This is a genomic window from Pseudomonas sp. HMWF021 (assembly GCF_003061005.1).
Classification (GTDB): Bacteria; Pseudomonadota; Gammaproteobacteria; order Pseudomonadales; family Pseudomonadaceae; genus Aquipseudomonas.
In genome coordinates this window covers 73,314-82,475 of sequence record NZ_QAIK01000052.1, presented here as the reverse complement: position 1 = coordinate 82,475, position 9,162 = coordinate 73,314, and the positions used below count along the sequence as shown (strand labels likewise).

General features: G+C 59.8%; 10 protein-coding genes. 5 read left to right on the top strand and 5 right to left on the bottom strand.

All coding sequences use genetic code 11. The features are described 5' to 3' along the window. The 3 genes from DBR18_RS06945 to nudC form a co-directional block, all read left to right on the top strand. A partial coding sequence (locus DBR18_RS06945) for a class I SAM-dependent methyltransferase (RefSeq protein ID WP_108589807.1) occupies window positions 1–715 on the top strand: 715 nt, incomplete at its 5' end. Between the two features lie 252 nt (window positions 716–967). Beyond that, the gene (locus DBR18_RS06935) at window positions 968–1,780 is read left to right on the top strand and encodes a crotonase/enoyl-CoA hydratase family protein (protein WP_108589796.1); all 813 of its coding nucleotides are present in this window, start codon (window positions 968–970) and stop codon (window positions 1,778–1,780) included. A gap of 6 nt (window positions 1,781–1,786) precedes the next feature. After that, window positions 1,787–2,617: an NAD(+) diphosphatase gene (gene nudC, locus DBR18_RS06930; RefSeq protein ID WP_108589795.1), complete on the top strand. Its 831-nt coding sequence runs from the start codon at window positions 1,787–1,789 to the stop codon at window positions 2,615–2,617. Here the strand turns inward: nudC and DBR18_RS06925 are convergent. After that, entirely contained in the window at window positions 2,585–3,364 is a 780-nt protein-coding gene (locus tag DBR18_RS06925) for a TSUP family transporter (RefSeq protein ID WP_108589794.1), read from the bottom strand. The two genes, nudC and DBR18_RS06925, sit on opposite strands and share 33 nt — an antisense overlap. Before the next feature lie 356 nt (window positions 3,365–3,720). On the opposite strand from DBR18_RS06925, the gene sfnG reads away from it, so the two are divergent. After that, on the top strand, window positions 3,721–4,803 hold the full coding sequence (sfnG, locus tag DBR18_RS06915; protein ID WP_108589792.1) for a dimethylsulfone monooxygenase SfnG: 1,083 nt from the start codon (window positions 3,721–3,723) through the stop codon (window positions 4,801–4,803). Window positions 4,804–4,922: 119 nt separating this feature from the next. On the opposite strand, the gene DBR18_RS06910 is transcribed toward sfnG, so the two are convergent. Continuing rightward, the gene (locus DBR18_RS06910; RefSeq protein WP_098963977.1) at window positions 4,923–5,402 is read right to left on the bottom strand and encodes a nuclear transport factor 2 family protein; all 480 of its coding nucleotides are present in this window, start codon (window positions 5,400–5,402) and stop codon (window positions 4,923–4,925) included. A gap of 56 nt (window positions 5,403–5,458) precedes the next feature. Continuing rightward, window positions 5,459–6,022 carry a TetR/AcrR family transcriptional regulator gene (locus DBR18_RS06905; protein ID WP_108589791.1) on the bottom strand — a complete coding sequence of 188 codons (564 nt, stop codon included), beginning with the start codon at window positions 6,020–6,022 and terminating at the stop codon, window positions 5,459–5,461. A gap of 204 nt (window positions 6,023–6,226) precedes the next feature. On the opposite strand from DBR18_RS06905, the gene pssA reads away from it, so the two are divergent. Then, window positions 6,227–7,570, top strand: a complete 1,344-nt coding sequence (pssA, locus tag DBR18_RS06900; RefSeq protein WP_108589790.1) for a CDP-diacylglycerol--serine O-phosphatidyltransferase — start codon at window positions 6,227–6,229, stop codon at window positions 7,568–7,570. A 109-nt stretch (window positions 7,571–7,679) separates the two neighbouring features. On the opposite strand, the gene efeO is transcribed toward pssA, so the two are convergent. Then, on the bottom strand, window positions 7,680–8,504 hold the full coding sequence (gene efeO / locus DBR18_RS06895; protein ID WP_108589789.1) for an iron uptake system protein EfeO: 825 nt from the start codon (window positions 8,502–8,504) through the stop codon (window positions 7,680–7,682). A 25-nt stretch (window positions 8,505–8,529) separates the two neighbouring features. Continuing rightward, window positions 8,530–9,162 (bottom strand): Dyp-type peroxidase (locus tag DBR18_RS28890; protein WP_256588604.1); only part of this gene is annotated, 633 nt, incomplete at its 5' end.

Sequence of the window (9,162 nt, the reverse complement as noted above, 5' to 3'; positions counted from 1 at the left end):
CGTCAAAGGTCGCCCCGATTACCCGCCACAGGTCAGTCAGTGGCTGACCCAGACATTGGGTCTGGACAGCCACAAGACCGTCATCGATCTGGGCGCCGGCACCGGCAAGTTCACCGGACGGCTGGCGGCCACGGACGCGCAGGTGATTGCGGTAGAGCCGGTGGCGCAGATGCTGGAAAAACTGTCTGCCGCATGGCCACAGGTGCTGGCCGTGGGCGGCACTGCGACGGACCTGCCACTGCCTGACGCCTCCGTGGATGCCGTGGTGTGCGCGCAGGCGTTTCATTGGTTCGCCACGCCAGAAGCCTTGACCGAAATCGCCCGGGTACTCAAGCCCGGCGGCAAGCTTGGCCTGATCTGGAACCTGCGCGATACACAAGTCAGCTGGGTGCCGAAACTCGACGCGATCGTCAATGCACTGGAAGGTGATACGCCAAGGTATTACACCGGCCAATGGCGCGAGGCGTTTCCGCATCCGGCGTTCGGGGCGCTGCAGTTACAGCAGTTTCATCACGGACACACCGGCTCGCCCGAGGACGTGATTTTCAATCGGGTGCGCTCCACCAGTTTCATCGCGGCATTGCCGCAGGCGCAGCGGGACAAGGTTGATGAGCAGATCCGAGCTTTGATTGCCTCGGAACCGGCGTTGCGTGGGCGGCATGTGCTGACTGTGCCTTATGAGACGGCGGCGTATGTGGCGGTGAAGGTCGGTTAGATCGGGGTGGCCTCATCGCCAGCAGGCTGGCTCCCACATTTTTGCATCGATACAAAACCCTGTAGGAGCTGCCGAAGGCTGCGATCTTTTGATCTTGAAAGTCAAAAGATCGCAGCCTTCGGCAGCTCCTACAGGGATCAAGGCGCGGCAAAAATCTCCTTGTGGGAGCCAGTCCCGCATTTGGCCGAACCACCATCGTGATGCCTTGTTATAGTTCGGGCCTCATTTTCTGCCCGGTAAAGGATCACTGCCATGTCTCAATACACCGCCTTCAGCGTCGAACTGGCCGACAACATCGCTCATGTGCAGATCAATCGTCCGGAAAAGATCAACGCGATGAACGCCGCGTTCTGGAGCGAGATCGTCGAGATCTTCCAATGGATCGAAGACACCGACGAAGTGCGGGTGGTGGTGCTCAGCGGTAACGGTAAACATTTTTCCTCCGGCATCGACCTGATGATGCTCGCCGGCGTCGCCAATGAACTGGGCAAGGACGTCGGCCGCAATGCACGCCTGCTGCGGCGCAAGATCCTCACCCTGCAAGCCTCGTTCAACGCCGTCGACAATTGCCGCAAACCGGTGCTGGCGGCCATTCAGGGCTATTGCCTCGGTGGCGCCATCGACCTGATCGCCGCCTGCGACATGCGTTACGCCGCCGAGGACGCGCAGTTCTCGATCAAGGAAATCGACATTGGTATGGCCGCCGACGTGGGCACGTTGCAACGGTTGCCACGGATCATCGGTGACGGCATGCTGCGTGAACTGGCTTATACCGGGCGCACCTTTGGCGCCGAAGAGGCGCGCAGCATCGGCCTGGTCAATCGCGTTTACGCCGACAAGGAGCTGCTGCTCGAAGGCGTGATGGACATTGCCCGCGACATCGCCGGCAAATCGCCCATTGCGGTCACCGGCACCAAGGCAATGATCAGCTACATGCGTGACCATCGCATCGACGACGGTCTCGAATACGTTGCCACCTGGAACGCCGCCATGTTGCAATCCACCGACTTGCGTGTGGCCATGGCCGCCCATATGAGTAAACAGAAACCCGAATTTCTGGATTGAGAAACCATGACAGCTCGCTGGACCACTGCAGTACTGGACACCGATCAACCGGGCGGCTGGGCCGTGGCACGCAGCCCCGAAGGCTTTCTGTTCGACGATAACGGCGCGCTGTTCCCCCGGGAATGGCTCAAGCGTCAGGACCTGTCGGTCCTTGCCGAACATGGCATCGGCCATCTCGATGGCGAGCCGGTCTATCTGCTGGAGCTGCGCAGTTCCAGCGAGGTGCCGGGCTGCAACTGGAAAGGCCTGCGGGCGTTCATGCTCGACGGCGATCACACGATTTACAAAGTGCTGGGTTATGCCGCGCAGATCGGTACATGGGCCCGCGAACACCGTTTTTGCGGCAATTGCGGGCAGGCGATGACCCAGGTGCCGCGTGAGCGGGCGATGTATTGCCAGCCGTGTGATTTGCGCAGCTATCCGCGCATTTCGCCGAGCATGATTGTGTTGATCACCCGCGGCGACGAAATCCTGCTGGCGCGTTCACCGCGGTTTGTCACCGGGGTCTACAGCACGCTGGCCGGCTTTGCCGAGCCGGGGGAGTCGGCCGAGGATTGCCTGATTCGCGAGGTGCGCGAGGAAGTCAGCATCGAGGTGAAGAACATTCAGTACATGGGCAGCCAGTGCTGGCCGTTCCCGCATTCGATGATGCTCGGCTTCCATGCCGAATACGCCGGTGGCGAGATCATCTGTCAGGAGGATGAGATCGAAGACGCCCAGTGGTTCAACGTGCACGACCTGCCGCCGTTGCCGGCGTCAAAATCGATTGCCCGTTACCTGATCGACGTCTACGTGGCGCGCCGCTTAGGCCACGCTGAACCAGTGTTGCCAGGCTAGCCGCACGGTCAAGCCCAGCACCACGGTGATGAACACCGGGCGAATGAACTTGGCGCCGCCGCTGATCGCGGTGCGCGCCCCGAAGAACGCGCCGACCATCACCGACAGGCCCATGCACAGGCCGATGATCCAGTCCACCTGCCCGGAAAACACGAACACCGACAGCGCCGCAATGTTGCTGACGAAGTTCATGCTGCGCGCCACACCGCTGGCCTTGACCAGATCGATCGGGTAGAGCAGCAGGCTGCTGACCGTCCAGAACGCGCCCGTGCCGGGACCGGCTACACCGTCGTAGAAACCGAGGCTGAAGCCCTGGCTCGACTGCCATTTCTTCTTGATCGGCGCGTCGCTGTCCAGCGGCGCCTTGGGCGTGCCGCCGAACAACAGGTACACACCACAGGCGAACACGATCACTGGCAGCATCTTGTTCAGCCATTCCGCCGGCAGGTAGTGCGCGACGATGGCACCGGTGAGCGCGCCGACCAGCGTACCGATGATCGCGTGTGTCCACTGCCGAGGGTGGAACAGCTTGCGTCGGTAGAAAGTGAAACTGGCGGTGGCCGAGCCAAAAGTCGAACTCAGTTTGTTGGTGCCCAGCACCAGATGCGGTGGCAGACCGGCAGTGAGCAGCGCCGGGGTGGTCAACAGCCCGCCACCACCAGCGATGGCGTCGATGAAACCGGCAATGAAAGCGACGAGGGCCAGAATGGCCAGGGTGGTGAGGTCAACGCTGAGTTCGAAAGGCATGGAATCGGCTTATTCGGCAGGGCGCAGAGGGGCTGCGGGGAAGGGCTGACATGTTACTCATTTCCAGGTGTTGCGGCGACCCGTAAAGCCCCATCGCTGGCAAGCCAGCTCCCACAGAGATCTCTAATGAACACAAATTTTGCGAACATACAGGAAACCTGTGGGAGCTGGCTTGCCAGCGATGAGGCCGGTTCAGGCGCCGCCTATTCAACTGTTGCCCACCCAACACCTCGACAACAAATCATCCTCCAACAATGCAACTCCATCAGCCTCAAGCCCAATAAAATCGGGCACCTGACCCTGGCACGCTTGCTGCTCTACCTCATTGACCTTCCCAACGTCCCGAGGACACGCCAATGAGTCAGCAAGCCGTGAAATTCGCCTACTGGGTGCCGAACGTCAGTGGCGGTCTGGTGGTCAGCAAGATCGAACAGCGCACCGACTGGGGCATCGACTACAACCGCAAACTGGCGCAACTCGCCGAGGCCGCCGGATTTGAATATGCCTTGACGCAGATCCGTTTCACCGCCGGTTACGGCGCCGAGTTCCAGCATGAATCGGTGGCGTTCAGTCATGCGTTGCTGGCCGCCACCAGCAAACTCAAGGTGATCGCTGCGATTCTGCCGGGGCCGTGGCAGCCAGCGCTGGCGGCCAAGCAATTGGCAACCATCGATCAACTCACCAACGGCCGGATCGCGGTGAACATCGTCAGCGGCTGGTTCAAGGGCGAGTTCCAGGCCATCGGCGAGCATTGGCTGGAACACGACGAACGCTATCGGCGTTCCGAGGAATTTATCCGTTCGTTGCGCGGGATCTGGAGTCAGGACAACTTCACCTTTCGCGGCGACTTCTACCGTTTCGACCATTACACCCTCAAACCGAAGCCGCTGGGCCGCCCGGAAATCTTCCAGGGCGGCAGTTCCCGCGCGGCACGGGACATGGCCGCACGGGTCTCGGACTGGTATTTCACCAACGGCAACAGCGTCGAAGGGATCAAGGCTCAGGTCGATGACATCCGGGCGAAAGCGGCGGCAAACAATCATTCGGTGAAGATCGGCGTCAATGCCTTCGTCATCGCCCGGGACACTGAAGAAGAGGCCCGCGCGGTACTGGCGCAGATCATCGACCAGGCCGATCCGGACGCGGTCAACGCTTTCGGCGACGCCGCGAAGCAGGCGGGCAGGGCATCGCCGGAGGGTGAGGGCAACTGGGCGAAATCGACGTTCGAGGATCTGGTGCAATACAACGATGGCTTCAAGACCAACCTGATCGGCACGCCACAGCAGATTGCCGAGCGGATTGTGGCGTTGAAAGCGGTGGGGGTGGATCTGGTGTTGGCGGGGTTTCTGCACTTTCAGGAAGAGGTGGAGTATTTCGGCAAGCGGGTGTTGCCGTTGGTGCGGAAACTGGAGGCTGCGAAGATTGCTGCAGTAGCCTGAAACACACAATCCTCCCTGTAGGAGCTGCCGAAGGCTGCGATCTTTTGCCTTTGATTTTTTAAAAGCAAGATCAAAAGATCGCAGCCTTCGGCAGCTCCTACAGGGGGAGTTATGTGGACTTAGAGGCCTAGGTCCGACAGCCCCGGATGATCATCCGGGCGGCGCCCCAGCGGCCAGTGGAACTTGCGTTCGCTTTCCTTGATCGGCATGTCGTTGATGCAGGCATAGCGCTGGAACATCAGGCCATGCTCATCGAACTCCCAGTTTTCGTTGCCGTAGGAGCGGAACCAGTTGCCCGAATCGTCATGCCATTCATAGGCGTAACGCACGGCAATGCGTGTGTCGGAGTAGGCCCAGAGTTCCTTGATCAAGCGGTAGTCCAGCTCTTTGGCCCATTTACGGGTCAGGAACGCCTTGGCTTCTTCACGATTGTTGGCGAACTCGGCGCGATTGCGCCATTTTGTGTCGAGGGTGTAGGCCAGCGACACCTTCTCGGGATCGCGGGAGTTCCAGCCATCTTCGGCCAGACGTACTTTTTCGATAGCCGATTCACGGTTGAACGGCGGTAAAGGCGGACGCACTTGGGCAGCAGTCGACATGTTCAGTCTCCCGATCTAATTAACGATTAAACAACGGTTGAGGCTTATTTAAGGCGTTACAGGTCCAATAACTTACGCGCCATGCATTGCGCATTATCAGCGGCACTGTGATCACCCATCACAAGCGCTACGGTAATGGCGCCGTCAATCAGGATCAGCAACTGCCTGGCCAGACGTTGCGGATCTTCGACGCCATGTTCGGTACACAGCTCGCACAGGTAGTCGAGCAGCTTTTGTTTGTGGTCTTTGGCGACCTGGCGCACCGGGTCTGCGGGGTCACCGGTTTCGCCACTGGTATTGATAAAGGCGCAGCCACGAAAGCCTTCCGAGGCGAACCAGCTTTTGAGCACGGTAAACAGGTTGAGCAAGCGATCGGCCGGAGTTTCGGCCTGATCGACAGCACTTCTGTACCAATGCATCCAGCGCACGTCGCGGCGTTGCAGGGCGGCGACGGTCAGCTCCTCCTTGTTGGCGAAGTAGCGGTAAATGCTTTTTCTGGAGACGCCGGCGGTTTTCACCAGAAGATCCATGCCGGTGGCCGCGATGCCACTTTTGTAGATCAGCTTTTCGGTGACATCCAGAATGATGTCGCGGGTCGAGGTGTCTGTGATTTTGTTCATGTGGCGAACAGTAGAACGATCATTCTTCTTTCGCAAGCTGTTTTTAAGATCAAAAGATCGCAGCCTTCGGCAGCTCCTACAGGGATCAGTGTTGGAGCTGCCGAAGGCTGCAATCTTTTGATCTCTTTACAGACACTCACAAGACCCGAACGAGTTGATGGTGTAAGCTCTCGGGTTCTTCGGATTCGACCCATTGCGAGCCCTATGCCGTTGCTTTTCAAACGCTCTTTGCTGCCCAGACTGCGCAGCTTTCCGCTGACTGCCGAAGCCGTGACCATTCTGTCCGGCGCCGCCGAGTTCCGTCGTTGCCTGCTGGAGAAAATCGCAGCTGCGACCCAGCGCATCTACATAGTCGCGCTGTATCTGCAGCACGACGAGGCCGGTCAGGAAATCCTCGATGCCTTGCACGCCGCCAAGCTCAAGCGCCCGGAGCTGGAAGTCGTTGTTGTGGTCGACTGGCTGCGCGCCCAGCGCGGGCTGATCGGTGCTGGCAAACAGCCGGGCAATTCGGCGTGGTATCAGGAAATGACCCGCACGCACCAGAGCGAAGTGCCGATCTACGGCGTGCCGGTGCAAACTCGCGAGCTGTTCGGCGTCCTGCACTTGAAGGGCTTCGTGATCGACGATTGCGTGGTTTACAGCGGTGCGAGCCTGAACAACGTCTACCTGCACAAGTTCGACAAGTACCGTTTCGACCGCTACCACGTGCTGAACAGCCGCGAACTGGCGGACTCGATGCATCATCTGGTCAAGCATGGCCTGATCGAATCCAAAGCCGTGCATCGCCTCGATCTGCCGAACCTGCCGACCACCCGCAGCCTGCGCAACGACATCGGCGATCTGCGCAGCCGGCTCAAATACGCCGCGTACGACACGAGCGCCGGCGGCACCGCGCATAGCGGCCTGTCGGTGAGCCCATTGTTGGGCGTGGGCAAGAACAACCCGTTGAACCGGGTGATTGTCGAACTGATCGCCAGTGCGCAACAGCAACTGACCATCTGCACCCCGTACTTCAACCTGCCGCTGCCGATCATCCGCGAGGTCAACCGTGCGCTGGCCCGTGGGGTGAAGATCGACATCGTGGTCGGCGACAAGACGGCCAACGATTTCTACATCCCGCCGAGCGAGCCGTTCAAGGTGATTGCGGCGCTGCCATACCTGTACGAAATCAGCCTGCGGCGCTTCGCCAAGCGGCATCAGCGCAACATCGACAGCGGCCAGTTGAACCTGCACCTGTGGCGTGACGGCGACAACAGCTACCACCTCAAGGGCATGTGGGTCGACCAGCGCTATACGCTGCTGACCGGCAACAACCTCAATCCACGGGCGTTTCGTCTGGACCTGGAAAACGCGCTGCTGATCGATGACCCGCAAGGCGAGTGGCTTGAGCCACGGGCGAAGGAGCAGGAAGAGATTTTCCGCAACACCACGCGGATTGCCAGCTTCCAGAGCCTGGAGACCCTGCCGGAATACCCGGCGGCGGTGGCGAAATTTTTGAAGCGGGTGAGTCGGGTGCGGATCGAGCGGTTGCTGTACCGGATTCTGTAACCTGTTAAAGCAAAAGATCGCAGCCTCCGGCAGCTCCTACAGTGGGAATGTGAACACCCTGTAGGAGCTGCCGAAGGCTGCGATCTTTTTTACCGGCGACTCAGATCTGTCAGTTCAGACCCAGCTTGCCACGCAACGTGGACAGATCTTCAGCCAAAGTATTGACCGGCCCAACCAGCGCCTTGCGATCGTTATCCTTCACCTTGTCATACGTCTCGAACCCACCGTCCTTGGTCTTGTACTTGGCGAGGATCTTGTCCACGGTGGCGAAGTTCTTGTCGACTTTGGCAACGAACGCCTTGTCCTGTTTCTCGATCTGCGGACGGAACAGGTCGACGATTTTCTTCGCGCCGTCGATGTTGCCCTGGAAGTCGTACAGGTCGGTGTGGCTGTAACGGTCTTCTTCACCGGAGATCTTGGTCGCGGCGACTTCTTCCAGCAGGGCGGCGGCACCACCGACGACTTTCTCCGGCGGGAAGGTCAGGCCGGCAACGCGGGTCTGCAGGTCTTTGACGTCGCTGTCCAGCTTGTCCGCCAGGGCGGTCAGGCCTTCAGTGGTCTTTTCCGAGAACAGCGAATATTCGAGGCGATGGAAACCGGTGAAGTCTTCAGCCTTCACGCCTTTTTCGTGGTCGTCGACGCGGGAGTCGATGGACGCATCGAGGTCACTGAACAGCTCGGCAATCGGCTCGATCGACTCGTAGTAGACGCGGGTCGGCGCATAGAGCTTTTGTGCGGTGGCCAGATCACCTTTCTTCACCGCATCGGTGAACTGTTTGGTGTGGCTGCCCAGTTCATCGAGTTGCTCGGTGACGTAGATCTTGTAGTCCGACACCGGGCCGACCAGATCCAGCGGCGCCGTCGCGGCGAACGCCGACAGCGGGGTGTTGAGCAAACCAAGGGTCAGCAATAACGCGAGTGGCGACTTTTTCATGGAGCGGCTCCGAGGGTTTTTATGGTTATGCAGCTGTTTTGGGTTGAGTGGCATCGAGCAGCGAGCGACCGATGAAATCCTTGTCGCCCGTGACACCCGGCAGGGTGAAGAAGTAACCGCCGCCGACCGGTTTGAGGTATTCCTCAAGTGGCTCGCCGTTGAGCCGGGTCTGCACGGTGATAAAGCCTTTTTCCAGATCGGCCTGGTAGCAGATGAACAGCAGGCCCATGTCGAGCTGGCCGTTCTTGTTCACGCCGTTGGAGTAGTTGAACGGGCGGCGCAGGATCAGGTTGGCCTGGCTCGCGGCGGTGCGCGGGTTGGCCAGGCGAATGTGCGCGTCGAGCTTGGTCAGCTTGCCTTCCGGATCCTTGCTGTAATCCGGGACTTCGGTTTCATGGTTGGCGCCCATCGGTGCGCCGGTGGTCTTGACCCGGCCGATAATGCTTTCCTGTTCCTGCAGCGGCGTACGGTCCCAGCGCTCGACGAAATTGCGGATGATCCGCACCGCCTGATAGCTGCCGTGGGCCGCCCAGGCCGGCTCATCGCTGCCCGGTTGTACCCAGACAAGCTTGTCCATGGCCTTGGCGTCGTTGGAATCGGGGTTGGCCGAGCCGTCGCGGAAACCGAGGAAGTTGCGCGCCGATTGCGCCGGCACCCC